Annotated in this window: 19 protein-coding genes and 1 riboswitch; of the genes, 11 read left to right on the top strand and 8 right to left on the bottom strand. The window is 48.0% G+C overall.

Annotated features, from left to right (window positions below):
- Entirely contained in the window at nucleotides 1–636 is a 636-nt protein-coding gene (locus JOE49_RS01425; protein ID WP_071558241.1) for an HlyD family efflux transporter periplasmic adaptor subunit, read from the bottom strand.
- Between the two features lie 133 nt (nucleotides 637–769).
- On the opposite strand from JOE49_RS01425, the gene JOE49_RS01420 reads away from it, so the two are divergent.
- Together JOE49_RS01420 and JOE49_RS01415 are read left to right on the top strand one after the other, a co-directional pair.
- A complete protein-coding gene (locus JOE49_RS01420) occupies nucleotides 770–1,324 on the top strand; it encodes an NAD(P)H-dependent oxidoreductase (RefSeq protein ID WP_023990319.1) in 555 nt (184 codons plus the stop codon).
- A gap of 10 nt (nucleotides 1,325–1,334) precedes the next feature.
- Entirely contained in the window at nucleotides 1,335–1,796 is a 462-nt protein-coding gene (locus JOE49_RS01415) for a hypothetical protein (RefSeq protein ID WP_160788945.1), read from the top strand.
- 81 nt (nucleotides 1,797–1,877) lie between these two features.
- On the opposite strand, the gene JOE49_RS01410 is transcribed toward JOE49_RS01415, so the two are convergent.
- The gene (locus tag JOE49_RS01410) at nucleotides 1,878–2,609 is read right to left on the bottom strand and encodes a ZIP family metal transporter (protein WP_209940447.1); all 732 of its coding nucleotides are present in this window, start codon (nucleotides 2,607–2,609) and stop codon (nucleotides 1,878–1,880) included.
- A 281-nt stretch (nucleotides 2,610–2,890) separates the two neighbouring features.
- Between JOE49_RS01410 and trxB the strand changes: the two genes are divergently transcribed.
- From trxB to JOE49_RS01385, 5 genes are all read left to right on the top strand, one after another.
- Nucleotides 2,891–3,832: a thioredoxin-disulfide reductase gene (gene trxB, locus JOE49_RS01405; protein WP_023990316.1), complete on the top strand. Its 942-nt coding sequence runs from the start codon at nucleotides 2,891–2,893 to the stop codon at nucleotides 3,830–3,832.
- A 58-nt stretch (nucleotides 3,833–3,890) separates the two neighbouring features.
- A complete protein-coding gene (locus tag JOE49_RS01400; RefSeq protein ID WP_007432162.1) occupies nucleotides 3,891–4,121 on the top strand; it encodes a glutaredoxin family protein in 231 nt (76 codons plus the stop codon).
- Between the two features lie 364 nt (nucleotides 4,122–4,485).
- On the top strand, nucleotides 4,486–6,375 hold the full coding sequence (locus tag JOE49_RS01395) for a beta-glucoside-specific PTS transporter subunit IIABC (RefSeq protein WP_209940446.1): 1,890 nt from the start codon (nucleotides 4,486–4,488) through the stop codon (nucleotides 6,373–6,375).
- A gap of 50 nt (nucleotides 6,376–6,425) precedes the next feature.
- On the top strand, nucleotides 6,426–7,262 hold the full coding sequence (licT, locus tag JOE49_RS01390; protein WP_023990314.1) for a BglG family transcription antiterminator LicT: 837 nt from the start codon (nucleotides 6,426–6,428) through the stop codon (nucleotides 7,260–7,262).
- 16 nt (nucleotides 7,263–7,278) lie between these two features.
- Entirely contained in the window at nucleotides 7,279–8,736 is a 1,458-nt protein-coding gene (locus JOE49_RS01385) for a glycoside hydrolase family 1 protein (RefSeq protein ID WP_209940445.1), read from the top strand.
- Nucleotides 8,737–8,807: 71 nt separating this feature from the next.
- On the opposite strand, the gene JOE49_RS01380 is transcribed toward JOE49_RS01385, so the two are convergent.
- Entirely contained in the window at nucleotides 8,808–9,980 is a 1,173-nt protein-coding gene (locus JOE49_RS01380) for an ROK family transcriptional regulator (RefSeq protein WP_160788948.1), read from the bottom strand.
- A 133-nt stretch (nucleotides 9,981–10,113) separates the two neighbouring features.
- Here JOE49_RS01380 and xylA point away from each other — a divergent pair, with 133 nt between their 5' ends.
- Both xylA and xylB read left to right on the top strand, forming a co-directional pair.
- Nucleotides 10,114–11,430 carry a xylose isomerase gene (gene xylA / locus JOE49_RS01375; protein WP_013311966.1) on the top strand — a complete coding sequence of 439 codons (1,317 nt, stop codon included), beginning with the start codon at nucleotides 10,114–10,116 and terminating at the stop codon, nucleotides 11,428–11,430.
- A gap of 48 nt (nucleotides 11,431–11,478) precedes the next feature.
- Nucleotides 11,479–13,002: a xylulokinase gene (gene xylB / locus JOE49_RS01370; RefSeq protein WP_209940444.1), complete on the top strand. Its 1,524-nt coding sequence runs from the start codon at nucleotides 11,479–11,481 to the stop codon at nucleotides 13,000–13,002.
- Nucleotides 13,003–13,092: 90 nt separating this feature from the next.
- On the opposite strand, the gene JOE49_RS01365 is transcribed toward xylB, so the two are convergent.
- From JOE49_RS01365 to JOE49_RS01355, 3 genes are read right to left on the bottom strand one after another with little or no spacing between them, the layout of a single operon-like run.
- A complete protein-coding gene (locus JOE49_RS01365; protein WP_023990309.1) occupies nucleotides 13,093–13,269 on the bottom strand; it encodes a FeoB-associated Cys-rich membrane protein in 177 nt (58 codons plus the stop codon).
- A 36-nt stretch (nucleotides 13,270–13,305) separates the two neighbouring features.
- The gene (gene feoB / locus JOE49_RS01360; protein ID WP_071558245.1) at nucleotides 13,306–15,315 is read right to left on the bottom strand and encodes a ferrous iron transport protein B; all 2,010 of its coding nucleotides are present in this window, start codon (nucleotides 15,313–15,315) and stop codon (nucleotides 13,306–13,308) included.
- Nucleotides 15,306–15,551 (bottom strand): FeoA family protein, encoded by a 246-nt coding sequence (locus JOE49_RS01355; RefSeq protein ID WP_016820309.1) that lies wholly within the window; start codon nucleotides 15,549–15,551, stop codon nucleotides 15,306–15,308. Before JOE49_RS01355 ends, feoB begins: the two co-directional genes overlap by 10 nt.
- A 280-nt stretch (nucleotides 15,552–15,831) precedes the next feature.
- Between JOE49_RS01355 and JOE49_RS01350 the strand changes: the two genes are divergently transcribed.
- Both JOE49_RS01350 and JOE49_RS01345 read left to right on the top strand, forming a co-directional pair.
- Complete coding sequence (locus tag JOE49_RS01350) at nucleotides 15,832–16,959, top strand: transglutaminase domain-containing protein (RefSeq protein ID WP_053326096.1); 1,128 nt, start codon at nucleotides 15,832–15,834, stop codon at nucleotides 16,957–16,959.
- Nucleotides 16,960–17,006: 47 nt separating this feature from the next.
- On the top strand, nucleotides 17,007–18,383 hold the full coding sequence (locus JOE49_RS01345) for an MFS transporter (RefSeq protein WP_071558246.1): 1,377 nt from the start codon (nucleotides 17,007–17,009) through the stop codon (nucleotides 18,381–18,383).
- A gap of 118 nt (nucleotides 18,384–18,501) precedes the next feature.
- On the opposite strand, the gene JOE49_RS01340 is transcribed toward JOE49_RS01345, so the two are convergent.
- Nucleotides 18,502–19,968, bottom strand: coding sequence for an amino acid permease (locus JOE49_RS01340; RefSeq protein WP_023990305.1), 1,467 nt, complete (start codon nucleotides 19,966–19,968; stop codon nucleotides 18,502–18,504).
- Between the two features lie 134 nt (nucleotides 19,969–20,102).
- Nucleotides 20,103–20,305, bottom strand: a riboswitch (Lysine riboswitch).
- A gap of 121 nt (nucleotides 20,306–20,426) precedes the next feature.
- Nucleotides 20,427–21,560 (bottom strand): virulence factor, encoded by a 1,134-nt coding sequence (locus JOE49_RS01335; RefSeq protein ID WP_071558247.1) that lies wholly within the window; start codon nucleotides 21,558–21,560, stop codon nucleotides 20,427–20,429.
- Nucleotides 21,561–21,613 lie beyond the last annotated feature (53 nt).

The raw sequence follows: 21,613 nt of genomic DNA, 5'->3' as shown, positions 1-21,613 counted from the left end.
CTACTTGTGAACTCTGATGGTCGCACTCATTCCCGGGATAATACCCAGCCCCTTGTAACCTTGAATGGAAATATTGACAGGCACGACCTGTGTTACCTTGGTATAGTTGGCAGTGGTATTGGAAGTGGGCAGTAGTGAAAAAGTTGATGCGGTCGCCAGACCGATCTTTTCGAGTTTACCGCTCAGGGACGTATCCGGGTAAGCATCAATATATACATCTACGGTCTGTCCTACTTGAAGATCCTGTACAGCCGTTTCGTCTATATTGGCGGTAATCCATAAATTGTTTAGATCAAAAGCCTTCGCTAAGGGCGTGCCTGCCCCAACAATCGAGTTATTGACCGCAGATTGCTGCACGATGGTACCATCGGTTGGAATCGTAACGGTAATTCGGCTTCCGCCTCCTTCTATATTCCCAAGCGTGCTTCCAGCGGTGTAGGTTTTACCAACTTCAGCATTCCAGCCTGTGAGCTTGCCCGCGCTTGGAGAGGCAACGGTAACCGCTTGTCCGCTCACTTGGGCATTATCGGTTTTTATGTAGTTGGCGGATTGATTATAGTAATAGGCGGCGGCTCCACCTCCTGCCAGAATAATGATAATAACTAGCAGGTTGACTAATATGGCGCGTGAATTCATGTGTAACATGCCTCCCTAGTTCTTGGATTTTCAAAGTATGCGTCAAACGATTCATAATATTCAGATGGATTTTGGGCAAGGTTAAGAGCGCATGCGAAAAGGATAATTTTGCTGACAAAGGATGATGCGCATAATGACGACCAGAATCATGATTGTATATGACAGTGAAAATGAGCATACCGAACGTCTCGCTCGCTCCATCGCAGAAGGCGCGCGCCTTGAGCACACGGAAGTGTTGCTAAAGCATGTGAACGAGGCCGACGTGAACGAGCTAGTGAATGTGGACGCGATCATATGGGGTTGCCCGGGCCATTTTGGTACCATTAGTAGCGGTCTGAAAAGCTGGATTGATAAGCTGGGGTATCTGTGGGCACAGGGCAAGCTGGTGGATAAAATCGGCGCTGTGTTTTGCACAACCGCTACTGTTCATGGTGGATTAGAATCCACACTTCTGAATTTGATTACTCCGATGCTTCATCAAGGCATGATTGTTGTAGGACTGCCAGCTAATATTACGGAAAATGCGTTATACGGCTCCTATTACGGCGTAGGGATAACATGTCCGGTGGAGACAGACCCCAATGGACCGCCTAATCTTCCAACGGGTGATGATCTTGCACTAGGTCGCTCTTTGGGCAAACGGGTCGCTGAGATAGCGGGACGGTACCGTAGCGCTGAAAGAGAATAGGAGGCCGCCGATGACCATTGCTTTTATCGTAGTAGCTGCGGTTGCCTTTATTTTTTTGCTGGTATTTAATACGAAGATGACGCGCAAGTCCTCTCCCAAGACTCACCCCACCGAAGAGGATACACGGCAAAGAAGCAAACGTCCTTATCCTGTGCAGGCGGAACCCGAGGTGCGTGAATTGACAGATCATACGCGAGAGATGCAGCATAAAAATCTCGACGTCGAAGAACACCATGCCGAGGAGCATCGCAATATGCCGGATATCCAGACGGATAAGAAGGTGGAAAAGGATCGCGAGAACATCAAAGGTGCTTACGGGGATCAGGATTATCGTGCGGCTTTACGTGGTTTTGCTGGAAAAGACGAAGAAAAGGATGAACGTTCTCAAATATCTAATGGAGAGAAGGAGACTCACAAAAGTGAGGATGAGCAGTACCGTGAAGCACTGCGCTCCATGAACCAAAAAAAATGAGGTACCTTCATGTGAACATGCCAAAAAGGCTGCTTATCTGTCTGGATTACAGGCAGAAGGCAGCTTTTTTGTGTTGCTCGGCTATAGCCATTCGGTTAGCCCAATCATTGTAATCAAGCCGAGAATAAAAGAGAATGTGGCGATCCGCTGGTTGCCATCCCCGTGACTCTCGGGAATCAGTTCCTTGTAGACGATAAACATCATGGCTCCGGCGGCAAAAGCAAGCCCGTAAGGTACCAGTCCGTTCACCCAGCTACTCAAATAAAACCCGATCAAACTCGTTATGATTTCCACGGCTCCAGTGAGGGTAGCAATGCCCAATGCCTTGAAACGGCCGATGTTTTGATTCACAAGGAATAGTGCTACGATAAAGCCTTCCGGGGCATTTTGCAGGCCGATAGAGAAGGCGATCAGATTGCCGAGATTGTGAGTCTCACTTGCATAGCTGACTCCCACGGAAAGCCCTTCTGGCAAATTGTGCAATGTAATAGCTGCGATAATGAGAAAAGATTTGGACTCCAGATGAAAGGTCTTGGAGTCCGGGTCCTCCAAATCCGCATGGGGAATGTACATTTCCATCACCAGTAATACGAGACAGCCGAGCAGGATTCCCGCAGTCAGCACGAACCAATTGGAATGCTGGATCGCTTCGGGAATGAGGTTATACACGGATGCAGAGGTCATAATTCCTGCGGCATAAGCCAACAAAACATCGCGAAGCCGATGCGTGATTTTATGCATAAATAGTATGGGCACGGCGCCGAGTCCAGTGGACAGGGCAGAAATAAAGCTACCTACAAAAACGTCATTCATAATCGGGATAATCCCTCCATACCTGATTTATCTTTAAGCTTCGCTTCATGAAAACTTCATTTGACTGTTTACAGCTATTTCCGCATAATGAAATTAGGATTTAGAATCAGTCTAAGTCATAAGAACCTACAAAACAAGTGATTCGTTTTTGCAATATCCGGGTGTCCACATTTTGGGATAAGCTTCTGGTGGAATTACTTTTAGAGTATATGCAGCTGCCCAGCGCCCGGTGCCGAAAACTCGTTATATAATACTTATGATATTTTAGGAGGAACCAAGATATGTACAAGTCCATTATTATAGGTACCGGCCCTGCCGGTTTGACCGCTGCAATTTATCTGGCACGCGCTAACATGAGCCCACTGGTGATCGAAGGACCACAGCCAGGCGGACAATTAACCACGACTACGGAAGTCGAAAATTTCCCAGGTTTTCCTGAAGGAATCATGGGGCCCGATTTGATGGATAATATGCGTAAGCAAGCAGAGCGTTTTGGCGCTGAATTCCGCACAGGTTGGGTAAACAAGGTAGACACAACTGCTCGTCCATTTACATTGGATGTAGAAGGTTTGGGTGAACTGGTTACCGATACACTGATTATTTCCACAGGGGCGACTGCCAAATATTTGGGTATTCCCGGTGAACAGGATAATATCGGACGTGGCGTAAGCACTTGCGCAACATGCGACGGCTTCTTTTTCCGTGGCAAAGAAATTGTTGTCATCGGCGGTGGAGACTCTGCACTGGAGGAAGCCAATTTCCTGACTCGTTTTGCCTCCAAAGTAACGTTGGTGCATCGTCGTGAAGAAATGCGCGCCTCCAAAATTATGCAGGATCGTGCTCGTGCGAACAACAAAATTGAATGGGCGCTCAATCGTACTCCTGTAGAAGTGATCGCTGACGAGAACGGAGTCACTGGCTTGAAAGTGCTGAATAATGCAACAGGCGAAGAGGAGATCATTACAGTTAGCGGCGTATTCGTGGCGATTGGTCACCATCCGAATACAGGCTTCCTCGAGGGGCAAATTACAACGGATGCCAACGGTTATATCGTCGTAAATCCGGGGACTTCCGAAACAAACGTGCCAGGCGTATTCGCTTGTGGCGACGTACAGGATACACGCTACAGACAAGCAATTACCGCAGCAGGTAGTGGCTGCATGGCTGCTATGGACAGCGAGAAATACATCGAAAGCTTGGAGCACAGCGCACTGGCCCTGTAATGATCTTCGCAAGGTTGAATAAATATGATGTAACAAAATAAATGATGAGGTGATATTCATGGAAAAAGCAATTGTATACACATCTACAAACTGCCCGCATTGCCGTCAAGTAAAAAGCTATTTGAGTGAAAAAGGCGTGGAGTACGAAGAACGCAACATTGAAACCAATGAAGCTTTTGCTCAAGAGGTTTGGGATATGGGCATTCGTGCCGTTCCATTGACTTTGATCGGGGAAGAACGTATTTCCGGTATGAACAAAACCAAGTTTGAAAAAGTGTTGAACGCTTAATCCAATCTAACAGCAGATGACGGTCTATGATCGTTATATGGTTTAAATAAGGCCCCCATTGCAGTTACATGCTGCGATGGAGGTCTTTTTACTTCTTTTTACAAAGAGAGAATTTTGTCGAAAAGTATTGCATCTGTAGATAATCGGTGCTATATTTTAATTGTAAGCGCTTAAAACCCGGGTTGCTTCTATGTAACAATTCATCAATGCACCATCAATTATGACTTCTAATTAACTAAATAGCACAATATCCAATAAAGGCGTGTTACTGTTCGGCAGGCAAGACCTAGATTGGGTAGGATATTTTTCCCTACCCTTTTTAGGTCTTTTTTTGTTCCTTATTTTAAGAAGGTAGGTGTAACTCATGAATTACAAAGATATCGCACAAGCCATTTTTAACAAAGTGGGTGGGAACGATAATATTAACAGTGTTATTCATTGCTCTACTCGATTACGGATGACGCTTCGTAAGCCGGAATTGGCACAAACAGATGAAATTAAAGCTTTGGACGGAGTTATGGGAGCCGTGAATAGCGGTGGACAATATCAGATCATTATAGGAAATGATGTAGGCTATGTCTACAATGAGCTAGTCAAATTGCTGGACCCGAATCAATCGTCTTCCGATGAAGCCGAAAAAGTGAAGATGGATCGAAGCTTTAAGGGATTGTTCAATAGTTTTGCGAGCATGATTGCAGGTATTTTCCAGCCCATTATTCCGGCCATTGCCGCTTCAGGGATGCTAAAAGCACTGCTCTTGCTATGCACAGTAACCGGAATCATGAGCAAGGAAAGCCAAACGTATATGATCCTAAGTGTAATCTCGGATGCGGCATTTTATTTTCTGCCTATGCTGCTGGCTTTCTCCAGCGCGCAGAAATTCAAGACTAATCCATTCGTATCCGTACTCCTAGGGGGTGTGCTACTTCATCCGAACTTAATCAGTTTGCTAGGAGGTGAGAAAGCTGTCACATTTGCGGGCCTGCCCGTAGCATCGGTACAATACGCTACCTCCGTTATTCCTATTATTTTGACCATATGGCTCATGTCATACATTGAGAAATTTGCTGATAAAATCTCTCCCGGACCTGTGAAAATATTTCTAAAACCATTAATCGTCATTCTGATTGTCGCACCTGTTTCTCTCATTGCCTTAGGACCTCTAGGTACGTATTTGGGCTTAGGTATGTCCAACGGTGTATTCTGGATTCAGGAACGAATCGGCTGGCTTACAGTCGTATTGATGTCTATCGTGATGCCGCTAATCGTCATGTTCGGCATGCACAAAGTATTCTATCCTATTATTTTTGCTGCGCTGGCTTCACCAGGATATGAAACATTGGTACTGGTTGCCATGTTGGCTTCCAATATGGCCCAAGGCGCGGGTGCATTTGCCGTCTCGCTGAAAACGAAAGATCCCAAGTTCAAACAAATTGCTTTGTCCGCAGGTATTTCAGGGGTATTCGGCATTACGGAACCCGCTTTGTATGGCGTACATTTACGCCTGAAAAAAACACTGTTCGCCTGTATGATTGGAGCCGGGGTTGCCGGATTGTTTGCAGGTCTTATGAATTTAAAAGCTTATGCAGCTGTGGGTCCAGGTTTTGCATCACTGCCGATGTTTATCAGTGAAAATCACTCTAACCTGGTATATGCGCTTATTACGATGGCTATTTCGATCATTGTGACTTTTATTGCAGTTTATATGATCGGCTTTCAAGATACGGTTACCGAACCGGCTAAAAAAGAAGCTCGTCCCGAGCCTGCTAAAGCACAAAGTATAAGTAAAAGCTTCAAATCTAAAACCGTTATTTTCGCACCTATGGAGGGCACCGTAATTCCCTTACTGCTGGTCAAAGATGAAGCATTCTCTCAGGAAGCAATGGGTAAAGGGATGGCTATTCAACCAAGTAGCGGAAAAGTGGTCGCACCTTTTGACGGCATCGTAGCAAATGTATTCCGCACCAAGCATTCCATAGCCTTAAAATCAGTTGAAGGCGTAGAACTGCTCATTCACATCGGTTTGGATACCGTTAAGCTGAAAGGCCAGCATTTTACTGTGCATGTACAGGAAGGGGACGAAATTAAGCATGGACAACTTCTAATTGAATTTGAACTTGAAGCTATACAAAGGGCGGGGTATGATACGATAACTCCGATTATTGTGACCAACACGGCGGACTATCTGGAAATCATGGGTCATGAAAGTTCAGAAAAGACAGGGCCGGAGAAGCCTCTAATTACTGTACTTTAACAGTGTGTTTGTTGGGGGAATCAAGCCTGGAAAGTGAGATGTCGCTGGATATGAAAGTAATTAAAGTTCTCAATACGAGTATTGTTCTTGCCAAACGTGAGGATCACAAAGAAATTATCGTGATGGGTAAAGGGATCGGCTTTAAAAGCAAACCTGGTGACTTCGTCGATGAGAACGAGATTGAAAAGATATATGTTCTTGAAAATGAAAGCATGTCTTCTGATCTGACGGCGCTAATGAAGGAAACACCCAAAGAGTATTTGATTCTGGCAGACGAAATCATATCTTATGCCAAAAATAAACTATCCAGTCACTTGAACGAGCATTTATATGTATCCCTGACAGACCATCTGTATATGGCAACCAAACGATTTAAAGAAAATATGAAGATTCAGAATCGGATGCTGTGGGAGGTCAAAAAGTTTTATCCGGAAGAGTTCGGTATTGGCTTGTATGCGCTCTCCTTGATTGAAAAGCGTATCGGTCTAGAACTGCCTGAAGAGGAAGCGGCGAATATCGCCTTTCATTTGGTTAATGCTCAACAAACCGATAACAATATGAACCAGGTTTTATTGATGACCAATACGGTCAAAGACATTTTGAACATCATTAAACTGCATTACCAAATCGAACTGGATACCCACAGCATCAACTATTCGCGTTTTCTAACGCACCTTCAATTTTTTGTTCAGAGATTACTTGAGCATAAAATGTTGGATTCTCAAGATCCAGAATTAATGAGCCAAATTGTGAACAAGTACCCTGAAGAAGAGAAGTGTGCGTTATCGATTCAACAATATATTGAAGCCAAATTCGAACTTTTGATCCCGGATGAAGAACTTATGTATCTGATCATTCACTTAAAACGAGTCATAAGTAGAAATTAAAGAGGAGGAGCTAGAGATGACAGAAATAAAAAGAACATTTCCGAAAGGCTTTTTATGGGGAGGAGCGATAGCCGCAAATCAGGTGGAGGGCGCCTGGAATGTCGATGGTAAAGGGATATCTACAGCAGATATGGCTATTTACAAAAAGAATGTGAGCAAAGCTGATTATAAAAAACACAATTCAATGACTGAGGAACATATCCAAAAGGCGATGCAGGACACGTCAGATCATGATTATCCCAAACGTCAGGGAATTGATTTTTATCACCGCTATCCCGAAGATTTAGCATTGTTTGGTGAAATGGGATTTAAAACGTTGCGAGTTTCTATTGCTTGGACGCGTATTTTCCCCAACGGAGATGAGGACAAGCCCAACGAGGCTGGACTGCAATTTTATGATCGGCTGTTTGATGAAATGCATAAAAACGGGATAGAGCCACTTGTCACCCTGTCCCATTACGAAATGCCAATGTATCTTGTAAACCATTACGGAGGCTGGACCCAACGGAAAGTTGTAGATTTCTTTATCCATTTTTGTAAGACTGTATTTAAAAGATACCAAAATAAAGTAAAGCACTGGATCACTTTTAATGAAATAGATAGTATCGTGCGCCATCCGTTTACGAGCGGTGGTATTTTACCAGAGCGCTTTGAAAATGTAGAGCTAGCGGTTTATCAGGGTCTGCATCATCAATTTATAGCTAGTGCTCTGGCCGTAAAATACTGCCACGAAATCATTCCGGATTCTAAAATCGGCTGTATGTTAACCCGGCTAACGACGTATCCGCACACCTGTAATCCGCAGGATATTCTGGCAGCATTTAAAGATAATCAGTTCAACTATTTTTTCACGGATGTACAGGTTCGCGGAGCGTATCCCCATTATATGAAACGCTTCTTCCGTGAAAAGGAAATCGTGTTTGAAAAGCTCGAGGGTGACGATGAAATTTTGAAGACGCATCCGGTGGATTTCATTTCCTTTAGTTACTATATGTCGTTGGTTGCTAGTGCGGATAGTGAAGGCATGGAAAAAGTCAGTGGGAATACGATTGGCGGCGTTAAAAATCCTTATCTGGAAACGAGTGATTGGGGCTGGCAGGTGGACCCAGTCGGCTTGAGACTCTCTCTGAATGAGCTGTACAGCCGCTATGAAGTACCATTGTTCATTGTAGAAAATGGTTTGGGGGCATACGACAAGGTAGAGGAAGATGGTAGTATTCAGGATGATTACCGTATTGATTACTTCCGTGCACATTTTGAACAAATGCATGAAGCGATTCTAGACGGGGTTGAACTCATGGGTTACACCAGCTGGGGAGCGATCGACTTGGTCAGTTATTCCTCATCTGAAATGGAAAAAAGATACGGATTTATATATGTGGACAAAGACAATGACGGTAACGGGACACTAGAAAGAAAACGAAAAAAGAGCTTCTACTGGTATAAGGATGTTATCTCCAATAACGGGTTGTAAGAAGAGGATTTTGCAAAATCTCGAGAAAAGTGGGCGTACAGGAACTTGAGTGTTCCCGTACGCTTTTTTTCTTATAAAGATACGCGTACACGCCCGAGAAAAGGAGCTGTTGCTGCATAGGCGGCACCTAGCATCGTCGAACGGCTGCCAAGCGTGGAGAAACGAATCTGTAGTTGCCGACGGTGATAGGGCAGGGCACGTTCGTCAATCACTTCACGCATACTTTGCTCCAACCAAGGTCTGGCTTCCGCCAGTGGACCGCCGATGATAAGCATTCCGGGGTTGAGGCTGTTCACAATGTTGGTAATACCCACACCCAAATATCGCCCAATATCACTAAGGACGCTTAATGTACTCGCTTCACCTTGCTGAGCAAACGGCAGTAATTCCGCTGTATTATGTGCAGGCAGTTTCAATGTGGATGCTGCGTACGCCTTCTCCGAAGCATACAGCTCCCAGCAGCCGCGACTACCGCAAGAGCAGAGCCGTCCGTTCCAATCAATGGTCATATGACCCGTCTCCCCGGCGTACCCCCAAGCTCCTTGATACGGCTTGCCGTCAATGATAATCCCGGCCCCGATCCCGGACCCTGCACTGATGTAGACCAGATCCCGCACCAGCTGTCGGTGATCACCGTCCATACCATAGTACAACTCGCCCTGTGCGCCGACGTTGGCTTCGTTATCCACTACGACGGGCAGACCTAGCTCGGCCTCAAGCTGCCGCCGCAGCGGAACCTCTTCCCAGCCCAGATTGGGTGCGAACAAAACGGTTCCGGTTTCATCCACCATACCCGGTACCCCCAGCCCAATGCCGACGATACCATGAGGGGAGGGAGGAGTGACCTGCATGAGCTCCTGAACGAGCTTTCGAATCTGTTCCATAACAAAGGCAGGATCATGCTGGGTTAGGGAAAAGGTAAGCTCGGTTTCAATGGTACCTGCCAGATCGGTCAGAGCGCCCTTGATGTACTGTACACTCACCTCAATACCGAGTACAAAGCCTGCACGGCTGTTGAACAGTAGCATAAAAGGCTTACGCCCGCCGCTGGATTCCCCTAATCCCGTCTCATACACAAGTCCATCGGTGATGAGCTCTGCCACCAGATTGGAAACGGTGGCCTTGTTTAATCCAGTTTGACTGGATAACTGTGCGCGGGATAGCGGAGCATGAAGGCGAATACGCTCCAGCACAATGGATTTATTCAGCTTTTTGACAAGCGCCTGATCGCCAGTGACATTCATGTTAATTCACTTCCTGTTGGTGTAATTCCTGATATTATATCATAAAAACAAACTTAGTTTAAGCAATAGACAAAGTCTTTTAGCTGTGCTAGAATCGTTTTTGTAAACGTTTACTATAAAGGAGGAACTTATAATGGCTTATTTCGAACAGGTATCTAAAATTAACTTTGAGGGCAAGCAATCCGACAATCCTTTTGCGTTCAAATTTTATAATCCACAGGAAATTGTAGCGGGAAAAACGATGGAGGAGCATTTGCGTTTTAGCATGGCCTATTGGCATACACTGGTTGCAGGCGGCTCTGATCCTTTTGGTGTAGAAACAGCGGAACGTCCATGGTCCAAGTTTACCGGGCTGGATTTGGCGAAGGCACGTGTAGAAGCTGCCTTTGAGCTACTGGATAAGCTGAATTTACCTTATTTTGCTTTCCACGATGTGGATATTGCACCAGAAGGCGCGTCATTGAAGGAATTTTACAGCAATTTGGATACCATCGTGGATCTGATTGAGGAACATATGAAAGCTACGGGGAAAAAACTGCTGTGGAATACGGCGAACATGTTTAGCCATCCACGTTATTTGCATGGAGCTGCGTCGACTTGCAATGCAGATGTATACGCACACGCAGCTGCTCAGATTAAAAAAGGGTTGGAAGTGGGCAAACGTCTGGGCGCAGATAACTATGTTTTCTGGGGAGGCCGTGAAGGCTACGAAACACTGCTGAACACGGATTTGAAGCTGGAGCAGGATAATTTGGGACGTATGTTCCATATGGCCGTAGACTATGCGCGTGAAATCGGCTTTGACGCTCAGTTCCTGATTGAGCCAAAACCGAAGGAGCCAACGAAGCATCAGTATGATTTTGATGCGGCGACGACGATTGCCTTCCTGCAAAAATATGATCTGGATCAGCATTTCAAGCTTAATCTGGAAGCTAATCATGCAACTTTGGCGGGGCATACTTTTGATCATGAAGTACGTGTAGCACGGATTAACGGCATGCTGGGATCACTGGATGCAAATCAGGGAGATTTGCTGCTGGGCTGGGATACGGACGAATTCCCAGTTGATCTGTATGATGCCACACTGACCATGTATGAAGTGCTGCAAAATGAAGGCTTGGGCCGTGGCGGTATCAACTTTGATGCCAAGGTGCGCAGAGCATCATTTGAGCCAGAAGACTTGTTCCTTGCGCACATCGCAGGTATGGATACGTATGCGAAGGGACTGAAGGTAGCCGCCAAACTGATCGAAGATCGTGTGTTTGAAGACTTTATTGAGAAGCGCTACAGCAGCTTTAAAGAAGGTATTGGAGCAGACATCGTATCCGGAAAAGCAACGCTTGCTTCTCTTGCTGAATATGCTTTGGCGAACGAAACACCACGCAAAAACGTATCCGGTCGTCAGGAATATCTGAAAGCAACATTAAATCAATACATTTTAGCTGACTAATGCCAGAACTTATAAGGGCAGTACGATAACAGGGAAGGAGGAACTCCAATGCAGGAGAAGCTAAATCAGGAGCAGGAACGCTATGTCATCGGCGTAGATTTGGGTACCAGCGCGGTCAAAACGGTGCTGGTTAACCGCAAGGGACAGGTGTCTTATGAAACCTCTCAGTCTTATCCGCTCCATCAGCCGAAGGCAGGGTATAGCGAACAGCACCCTGAGGACTGGGTCAGTGGCACGTTAGCATCACTGAAACAGCTTGTGGAGAAGGCTGGAATCGGCGGCACAGATGCCGTGGACGGTATTAGCTTTTCGGGACAGATGCACGGGCTTGTGCTGACTGACAAGGAAGGCCAAGTGCTTCGTCCGGCTATTCTGTGGAATGACACGCGTACAACAGCACAATGCCGTCGTATTGAAGAAAAGCTCGGATCGGAGCTGCTGAACATCGCACGTAATCGCGCGCTGGAAGGCTTCACGCTGCCCAAGCTGCTGTGGGTGCAGGAGCATGAGCCAGACGTGCTGGCCCGTGCGGCACATTTTATGCTGCCCAAGGATTATGTGCGCTACTGTCTGACAGGAGAGCTGACGACGGAGTATTCGGATGCGGCGGGCACGCTGCTGCTGGATATTGCGAACAAGCAGTGGAGCGAAGAGATCGCTGCCGCGTTTGACCTACCGTTGTCGCTGTTCCCGCCGCTAGTGGAATCCTTTGATCAGACGGGTACGCTACTGCCGGAGATTGCGGAGCAGAGCGGGCTTTCGCCTGAAACGAAGGTCTTTGCAGGTGGTGCGGACAACGCATGTGGCGCGATTGGCGCCGGCATTTTGAGCGAAGGCCGCACCCTGTGCAGCATCGGCACCTCAGGGGTTGTACTTTCTTATGAGGAACGCAAGGATATTGATGTGCAGGGGCGGGCGCATTTTTTTAATCATAGTGAGCAGGATGCTTATTATATTATGGGGGTTACGCTCGCGGCCGGATACAGCTTGACTTGGTTTAAGGATACCTTTGCACCAGAGCATTCTTTTGATGCACTGTTGGCAGATGTGAACTCTATTGAGCCGGGCAGCCAAGGGCTGCTGTTCACGCCTTATATCGTCGGCGAACGTACACCTCATCCAGATGCAACCATTCGAGGCAGCTTTATCGGGATGGATGCGGGGCATAAGCTTGCGCATTTTACACGGGCGGTACTGGAGGGAATTACGTTTTCGCTCAAGGAATCCATTGATATTCTCAGAGGAACGGGCAAAACGGTGAACGAAGTCATTTCCATCGGTGGCGGTGCACGTAATGAGGCATGGCTGCAAATGCAGGCAGATATTTTTAATGCGGATATCATCAAGCTGGAAAGCGAGCAGGGACCTGCCTTGGGGGCGGCCATGCTGGCTGCTTATGGTAGTGGCTGGTTTGAATCTCTGCAAGCGTGTGCTGAAGCTTTTCTGCGTGAAGCAGCGAGATATTCACCAAACCCGGAACATGTGGCACGGTATGAAGGCCTATACGAACTGTACCGTGAAGTTTACCTGCATACGCGAGAGCTAAGTGAGCATTTGGCAGTATATCGCTGAATACGGTGAGTTTTGAGCGTAAATGAAAAGCGGCTTCGGGTGTAAGAAACCCCCGGAGCCGCTTTTTTTTCATGTGATGATGAGTTTGAATTAAATACTTTTCTCGATTTTCGCATGATCTTCATTCATAGAACTCCCGGCACAGCCAGGACATGACTTGCTCGACGAACACCCCGCACAGGCGCCTTGACGGCTTTTTCGCAAAAATCGTACCAGCACCCACGCACTATAACCGAGGATCGCCAATAAAATGATGATATTGATCATGGAATCCACTTCCTTTTATTTACTGTAGGGCCTGACTTAACCCCAACCTAATAATCTGCCACATTGATAGATCAAGACGGCGATGATATATGCGACGGTCAAAGGATAGATCACAGAAAATGCGGTCCAACGCCACGAAAGGGTTTCTTTACGAATGACCGCTACCGTAGCCAGACACGGAACATACAACAGAATGAACACCATAAAGCTAAAAGAGGCAAGCGGTGTAAAGGCCTGTCTGACTTGTAGTTCAAGTCCCTGCATATCAGGAACGTGGTAAATAATATTCATCGTTGATACGACAACTTCCTTGGCCATAAAGCCTGTGAGTAGGGAAGCACCTGCTTGCCAGGTGCCAAAACCGAGAGGGGCCAGTAATGGAGCGAACCAACCTCCAACGGTGGCAAGCAGGCTGTCATCCATTTCTGCCCCGAAGCCCTGCGGACCGAAATTGGACAAGAGCCAGATGCCAACGGAACCTGCAAGAATAATTGTTCCAGCTTTACGGACGAAGCCTTTGACCTTCTCCCATGTGCTGCGGAATAGTGTAAGAGCCTGCGGCACTCGATAGGGAGGAAGTTCCACGATGAAGAGGGAGGGCTCACCCGACAAAATGGATACTTTGGAAAAAATTTTGGCAAGTATAAGTGAAACGATGATTCCTAACACATACATCAGCATGATGATGCTTGCCGCATGTGTTGGGAAAAACACACCCGCAAACAACGCATATACCGGCAGGCGGGCCGAACACGACATAAAGGGCACCAGCAATGTTGTAATGAGACGTTCTCTGGGCTGTTCAATGGTGCGTGCCGCCATAATCGCAGGGACATTGCAGCCAAATCCGATGATGAAGGGAATGAAGCTTTTCCCGTTCAAGCCAACGGATTGCATCAGGCGATCCATTAGTATCGTGACCCGTGCCATATACCCGGAGTCTTCGATCACTGAAATTATCAGAAATAAAATAGCAATTTGAGGCAGAAAAACAAGCACACCCCCGACTCCAGCCACGATGCCGTCCACGACTAGACTTTGTGTAAAAGCGGACGCGTTCAAGTGAACGAGTAACTCAGAAATCCAAGTGCTGAGTGTCCCTGAAAAAAATCCATCCAACATATCTGAAAGGATCGTACCCGCCCAATCGAAGGTGAACTTGAAGGTAGCGTACATCAGCAGCAAAAAGATCGGAACCCCCAGATATCGGTGAGTTAATAGTGCATCCAGCCTATCCGTCAAGCTGTGCGGTCTGAGTTTGGAGGTGTCGAGTGCCTTGGTGCACAGATCAGCAATCCATGCTGTTCGTACAGAACGAATATGCTGAGCAGGGGTGATGGCATGGCCTTCACCGAGAAGTTCTTCCTCGCAACGGTGGATGCGCACAGTTACTTGTTCACGCTGTACCTCATTCGTCATCCATTCCATGACGACAGGATTGCCTTCCAGACATTGCAGTGCGGCCCACCGCAGTTGCGGCACAGGTGCATTTGGCAGCAAGTCGCAAATATCGGTAATAGCAGCTTCAACGGCAGGGCCATAGTCCAATTGAAAAGCATTGGATGTACGTCTTACCTCCCGAAGAGAAGCGAGCATTTGCTTACTTCCACTGCCTGTACGCGCCACCATAGGAATGATGGGAACGTTCAACTGATCGGCTAACAATTCCTTGTTTACACGAAGACCCGTGGCATCGGCTACGTCAGTCATGTTTAAGCCAAGTACAAGCGGACGGCCATACTCCAGTAGTTGTACGGTTAGATAGAGATTACGCTGGAGCTGGGAGGCATCCACAATGTTGATCAGGGCCGTAGGAGGTTCTTCCAGCAAATATCGAGTTGCGACACCTTCATCCAGCGAAAGAGGGAGTAAAGAGTAGGCGCCCGGCAAATCCACCAATACGGCAGACTTGTCACGCAGGATTCCTGTTTTCTTTTCCACTGTGACGCCGGACCAGTTTCCTACTTCTGCATACGTACGAGTCAGCTTGTTGAATAATGAGGTTTTTCCTGTGTTGGGATTACCGAATAGAGCGATCATGTCCATGTTGGAACAACCTCCAGTTGCTTCACTTGATTTTGACGGAGGCCAACCAGCTGGCCGTTGCATTCAATGACGATAGGACCGCCCAATAAACTGATTTTCTTTAATCGTATGATGGAACCTTCGTTGATACCCATATCTGTTAAGCGGCGGCGCAATGAGGGATGAAGAGGGGCAAGAGATTGCAAACGCACAGTCTGACCCAGTGGCGTACGAAGGAGTGAGATACATTCTGGCATGGTGCTCAGCCTTTCTGATCTAGAATGAGAATCAATATCATTTACTTCCGATGCCAGTACCATATCATGAGGAAACCTAGATTGCTGTGATAAAACTCTCTGCGAACGACAAGTCTGCTCATTGTCCCATCTGTTATATAGGCGAGTATAATGTCACACCCTGTCTTGAACTACTCCCTTACTCGTCTGCAACCGACAAAACTAGAGCGTTTGGGGCAACTGTTTTTATGGTAAGATATAGCTGTTTACAACTATGCTAAGAAGGGCAGGAACGCTCTGTATGAACAGAAAAATCGGGGTTAGGCTTGTAAAATGTCTGGTTGCGGGTGCAGCGCTGGCTGTGTTGCTGCCGCAGGCTGTGGAGTGGGGTAGCAATGTGTATGCGGCATCGACCAAGCCGGCTCCATCCGTATCATCGCAGCAGCTTCAGAACAAGCTTTTACAGGCAATGGCTACGCGGAGTGAAACGCTGACCTTTACATATCAAGGGCGAGTGAACGGTCTCAAGCAACAATTACAGACGGCCATCCAACAGGCCATGGAGAGCGATCCGTATGTGAATTATACGATCAAAAGCTACGCATTCAGCTATACAGGCACAACGACCTCCGCTCAGGTTACGATTCGTTTAAGCTACCGGGAGACTAAGGAACAGACAGCATATGTGGATAGCACAGTTAAAGCAGTGCTGGGGGATATTATTACGAAGGGAATGACGGATCATGAGAAGGTAAAGGCCATTCATGATTGGATCGTCGTTCGCCTGAAGTATGATGAAGCACAACAAAAGTACACAGCCTATGATGGCCTGAAAACGGGAAGCACGGTCTGTCAGGGTTATTCACTGCTGGCCTATAAAATGCTGGAACGTGCAGGCATTACGAACCGGATTGTGGAAGGAAGAGCAGGGGGCCAGCTGCATGCCTGGAATCTTGTTTTATTAGATGGTCGATGGTATCACATGGATACGACATGGGATGATCCAACCCCGGATCGCGCGAACGAGGTAAGCACTTCATATTATCTGTTGACGGATACCGAAATGCGGCGGGATCACTCATGGGTTAAGCCGTATCCTCAGGCGAATACATCGTATCGGGAAACCTTATCAGCACTGGTAGCTACCGGAGGATCAAAGGCTGCTGTGTATCAAAAACTGTACAATACCCTCGAATATCCGCTGCAAGACGGCAAGGGTCTGGTTAAAACATCCGCCGACATTAAGGAACAGGTGCGTAAGATTGTAAATAAGGGAGGGACGACACTTACCTTTGCCTATCAGGGAACGGAGCGAAGTCTCAAGGAGGATTTACAATCCTTATATCAACTCGGTTTGAAATCCATTTCTTATCAAATTACGGATTTAGGAAGTACCGGCAATCTTCGTGTAACCCTGAAATGGACCTAATCATCTTGCTGTAAAAAGCTACATTAACAAAGGAGTATTCTATTTATATGCACAAGCGTTCCTTTACCTACTTGCTTGGCACGCAGACTATGTCCAATGCGGCCGACATTCTTTACATTATGGCACTTGTGTCTCTGGTTTTTCATGAAACGGACTCGATCTTCTCTTCGGTACTCGTCCCGTTGCTGCGAATGGGGGCACAGATGATCAGCGGCTTTTTAGCACCGCTCATTTTGGTCCGATTCCAGCTCCCTTTTATTTTATTCGTTTCTCAGTTCGGGCAATTGGCTTTCTTTGCTGTTCTGCTGGGCCACTTGTGGTCAGCGGGTACGGAGCCGATATGGGTGATGGTGTTTACGTTGGTGGCAGCCATGTCCTTTTTGGACGGATGGACCACGCCTGCGCGTAATGCGCTGATTCCCCGCCTTGCGTCCGGGGAAGGACTCATGCGGGCAAACAGTCTGGTATCGGTCAGCGATCAGACGGTGCAATTAGCGGGGTGGGGGCTTAGTGGTGTGCTCGTAGCCATGCTAGGCTCAGAAAAAACACTACTGGTGGCCGGCGGGCTGTATATGGTAGCAATGATCTTCACCAGTCTGATTCGAGATCCACTAGAGGGTAAAGCCCATTATTTGCTGCAACCTGGAACAAGGGTGCGAGGTGGAGATGTCTCAGTTTCCGAAACTGGTACTGAGTCCGGGCAAGGGCATCATGACTTGCCTCCTGCACGGTTGGAAGATACACTGTATGGCCCGGAATCAGAGAGCACCGCACTACCTCCCAAACGTAAAAAGGAAATACTCCGTGAAGGCTGGAGCCTCATCGGAGCCAGTCGCAGACTGAAAGCTCTTATTTTTATGGATATGATTGACCTTCTAGGGGGTTCGGTTTGGGTAGGCGCGTTCACGCTTGCTTTCGCTCAGCAGGTTTTGCACAAGAGTGAGGCATGGTGGGGATACATCAATGCAGCGTATTTTGCAGGAGCGATTGGCGGCGGCATCGTTGTCCTCGCCTGCGTCAAGCATTTGCAGCGCAGACTGCTGCCCGCCATGTTGGCGGGGATGGCAGGCTACGGGCTGCTGACAGCGTGGTATGCACTGAACACATTACCGCCACTAACGCTGCTTATCGTGTTGTTGATGGGACTACCTGCGGAAATGTCCGTCGTATCCCGCCGCACGATGATGCAAATGAGTGTGTCCGTACATGATTTGCCCAAGGTGCTGTCTGCCCAGGCCACACTGACAAGTTTGACCTTTTGTATATCGCTGCTTTTAATGGGCTGGATTGCAGATCATCTGGGCATCGTTAATTTGTACTTGTTTTCTGCAGTGCTGACGCTGATTGCTGTTATATACGGTATTTTTAGTCGTCGTGCCTTATCCATGTCTTTGTCAGCTTCATTGGAACCTTCCTCCAAATAAACAGAAAAAGCCCGTCTCCGGGCATATACAGGTGAAAATGCGGATAAACGGTCTTGGACCAGGTTTACCAGCGTGTTTTCCCTGATATGTGGAGACGGGCTTTTTTTACTGTTTTCTATTATTTATCCGAAGAAGCATCCGGACTCAAATCACATTCTTTTAATGGAACGATTTTAGTACGTTTGGTCCATTTGTAGCCGAGCCACAGCAGAAGGAACAGCGGCACACTCATGTACGTAGCGATCATCGTTTTCCAGTCAATCTCCTGTCCGGTGAAGGCATCCGCCCCTTGCCCGATAATGACAATGATACACAGAGCGAAGGCGAACAACGGCCCAAACGGGAACCAGCGGGCTTTGTATGGCAGCTCACTTAGACTGTGACCCTGTGCAGTAAAGGCACGGCGGAAACGATAATGGCTGACCGCAATCCCGACCCACGTAATAAATCCACACATTCCGGAGGCATTCAGCAGCCAGTTATAGACTACACCGTCTCCATACAGAGAGGCGAGAAAGGCCAGCATACCGACAGCGGTCGTGATCAGCAGCGCGTTCATAGGAATGCCGCGTCTATTGATATGTCCGAGAAAACGCGGGGCTTTACCTTCCCGTGCCAAAGCGTACAGTACCCGAGTTGCCGCGTACATACCCGAGTTACCTGCCGACAATACGGAAGTCAGAATAACGGCGTTCATAACAGAAGCAGCAATCGCAAGCCCTGCTTTTTCAAATACGAGCGTGAACGGGCTGACCCCGATGTCACTGATATCTCCCCGCAGCAGATTCGGATTGGTGTACGGAATGATCAATCCAATCACGAGAATCGCCAGAATATAAAAGAACAGGATGCGCCAAAAGATTTGACGGATGGCGCGCGGCACATTTTCACGCGGATTTTCGCTCTCTCCAGCGGCTACCCCAATCAGCTCCGTTCCCTGAAAGGAAAAGCCCGCTGCCATGAATACGCCCAATACAGCAAAGAATCCGCCATGGAATGGGGCGTCTCCTACCGTGAAGTTGGCAAAGCCGATCGCAGGACCACCCATAATGCCAAAGATCATCAGCACACCTACAGTCAAAAAGATGACGACGGTCACAATTTTAATCATGGCGAACCAGTATTCAGACTCACCGTAGCCTTTGACGGTCAACGCGTTGAGCGCGAAGATTACGGCTAGGAATAACAGGCTCCACCAGGCAGAGTGGCTTTCCGGGAACCAGTATTTGATGAGCACGGTCGCTGCTGCCAATTCGGCAGCAATCGTCACTGCCCAGTTGTACCAGAAGTTCCAGCCCATGGCGAAACCAAAAGCCGGATCGACGAAGCGACCTGCATAGGTGTTAAAAGAGCCAGATTCAGGCATAAATGTAGCCAACTCACCGAGGCTGGTCATAAGGAAGTAGACCATGAGACCAACTGCTGCATAAGCCAGCAGGGCACCACCGGGTCCAGCTTCGGCAACCGCGCCTCCACTGGCGAGGAACAGACCTGTTCCGATAGAGCCGCCGAGGGCGATCATCGTCATATGGCGGGCTTTGAGACTTTTACGCAAGGTTGCGTCAGGTGTTGCTTTGTGTTGCACGTTCAAACACTCCTTCATGAAATTGTATTTCATGTCAGGGCAAGAGCCAGAAGGAGGGGGAGTATATAAATCAAAAAACCGCAGGGAATACGCCTGCGGTCTTGTCTATGCATTCCGCACCATACCTTCTTCTATAACAAGATAGCTCAACACACGTGTCTGTGTTAGGACAGCGTGTGACAGTTCTGCTCCTTTCGGTTAGCAGCCCCAGCATTCGGAGTATTTACAAAGAGTCAGCTCCGCATACTTCGGCGGGTGTACCTTTCCACTGGAATCTCAGACGGCTCTTATCGTCTCCTCCGGTGTACTGATTACATCCGCGACCTCTACCTCATCATAAAACAGGGTTGATGAGGTGTATGACATGATATTTTATTGTATAGCGAACTACAGTATATCGTACCTGTACATCTTCTGACAATCGACAATTTTTTGAAAATCACTCGTAGAATCTTAAATTAAGAGTTCCGCTTGGCCATCTGCTGCCAAACCGTTCCCGCGGCTTGTTCGCCTGATTCGATGCGCTCCAGCGCCATTTTAGCCTGTAGACTAACCTCAAATTCGGGATCATCGACGGCCTTCTCCAGCGCATCACGCGCATCCTCGGTTCCAACCTCGTATAAAAAACGTGCCGCCCGCCAGCGCACCAACTTGCTGCTATCCGACAGGGCTCCGATCATTGCGCTGGTAGCGACCGGGTCGCCGATGTCCGACAACGTGTCGCCTGCGGTGCGGCGTACTGCCGCTGAAGGATCGCGCAGTGCCTCGGCTAGCAGATCCATCGCCTCCGGTGAGCGAATATCGCCCAGATAGACGACGCCCAGCCGCCGCAGCTGCATTTTGTCGTCATGCAGCGCTTGCCGGATTAGCGGCAAATGCTCGGGCGTCGGTTCCAGCCGATCCAGAGCAGCGTAGCGTGTGCGCCAATCCTCGTGCTGCAGGGCCTGCCCCAGCTCAGCATCGCTCCACTCGCGGCGTTCCTCTACGAATTCGCTGTTGTTTGCGCCGTGGGCAATCGCCTGTTGGATAATCTGCTCCAGCCGCTCTTGCGGAAAGGCTGCCTCCAATTCCTGCTCGACCTCGCGTGCAATGTCCGGTAGTTCACCATAGCGGACGCCGTAATCACTCAGCTTGCGTTCCTTAATCAGCGTTGCACTCGCTACACGGGTAACGGCTTGCACAAAGCGGTCGGACAAGGAAATTCGTTCCTCCTGCTGCCCCGCCTTGACTCGAATTTGCATAGGAATGCCGCGAAATAATTGCACAAAAACCTGTGCCTCGCCAAATGCCTCTCCAGAGGTTTCCTCTGGCAAATCCCAATTGGCGTCAGCGCCTTCCTCGCCTAGCCGATCCCGGACTTGACCCAAAATAGTGGACCAGTCTGCATTCCCTTTGCGGTCAAGGGCTACAAAGTCGGTCGTGTGAAACACGCTTTTGACCCCTTCAATGCCCAGCATGCGCCGGATAAATGGAGGAGCGGAACGCTCATTGTCCCGTGTATATGTTCTGCGGATACCCGCTTCCAGTCGCTCATCCAGATGCAGCATCATGGTGTTCGGACTGGGAGTTGGCTCGATAGATGTTATTTTCATAGCTCAGTACAGCCTCCTGTTCAAAAGTTCTCCATATATAGCTTATCTGTATT

It is taken from the genome of Paenibacillus sp. PvR133 (assembly GCF_017833155.1).
GTDB classification, from domain to species: domain Bacteria; phylum Bacillota; class Bacilli; order Paenibacillales; family Paenibacillaceae; genus Paenibacillus; species Paenibacillus polymyxa_B.
This window is presented reverse-complemented; position numbering and strand designations above follow the sequence as displayed.

Coding starts and splice junctions, on each gene's coding strand:
- JOE49_RS01425 (WP_071558241.1), bottom strand. CDS start 636: ATGAATTCACGCGCCATATTAGTCAACCTGCTAGTTATTATCATTATT.
- JOE49_RS01420 (WP_023990319.1), top strand. CDS start 770: ATGACGACCAGAATCATGATTGTATATGACAGTGAAAATGAGCATACC.
- JOE49_RS01415 (WP_160788945.1), top strand. CDS start 1,335: ATGACCATTGCTTTTATCGTAGTAGCTGCGGTTGCCTTTATTTTTTTG.
- JOE49_RS01410 (WP_209940447.1), bottom strand. CDS start 2,609: ATGAATGACGTTTTTGTAGGTAGCTTTATTTCTGCCCTGTCCACTGGA.
- trxB (WP_023990316.1), top strand. CDS start 2,891: ATGTACAAGTCCATTATTATAGGTACCGGCCCTGCCGGTTTGACCGCT.
- JOE49_RS01400 (WP_007432162.1), top strand. CDS start 3,891: ATGGAAAAAGCAATTGTATACACATCTACAAACTGCCCGCATTGCCGT.
- JOE49_RS01395 (WP_209940446.1), top strand. CDS start 4,486: ATGAATTACAAAGATATCGCACAAGCCATTTTTAACAAAGTGGGTGGG.
- licT (WP_023990314.1), top strand. CDS start 6,426: ATGAAAGTAATTAAAGTTCTCAATACGAGTATTGTTCTTGCCAAACGT.
- JOE49_RS01385 (WP_209940445.1), top strand. CDS start 7,279: ATGACAGAAATAAAAAGAACATTTCCGAAAGGCTTTTTATGGGGAGGA.
- JOE49_RS01380 (WP_160788948.1), bottom strand. CDS start 9,980: ATGAATGTCACTGGCGATCAGGCGCTTGTCAAAAAGCTGAATAAATCC.
- xylA (WP_013311966.1), top strand. CDS start 10,114: ATGGCTTATTTCGAACAGGTATCTAAAATTAACTTTGAGGGCAAGCAA.
- xylB (WP_209940444.1), top strand. CDS start 11,479: ATGCAGGAGAAGCTAAATCAGGAGCAGGAACGCTATGTCATCGGCGTA.
- JOE49_RS01365 (WP_023990309.1), bottom strand. CDS start 13,269: ATGATCAATATCATCATTTTATTGGCGATCCTCGGTTATAGTGCGTGG.
- feoB (WP_071558245.1), bottom strand. CDS start 15,315: ATGGACATGATCGCTCTATTCGGTAATCCCAACACAGGAAAAACCTCA.
- JOE49_RS01355 (WP_016820309.1), bottom strand. CDS start 15,551: ATGCCAGAATGTATCTCACTCCTTCGTACGCCACTGGGTCAGACTGTG.
- JOE49_RS01350 (WP_053326096.1), top strand. CDS start 15,832: ATGAACAGAAAAATCGGGGTTAGGCTTGTAAAATGTCTGGTTGCGGGT.
- JOE49_RS01345 (WP_071558246.1), top strand. CDS start 17,007: ATGCACAAGCGTTCCTTTACCTACTTGCTTGGCACGCAGACTATGTCC.
- JOE49_RS01335 (WP_071558247.1), bottom strand. CDS start 21,560: ATGAAAATAACATCTATCGAGCCAACTCCCAGTCCGAACACCATGATG.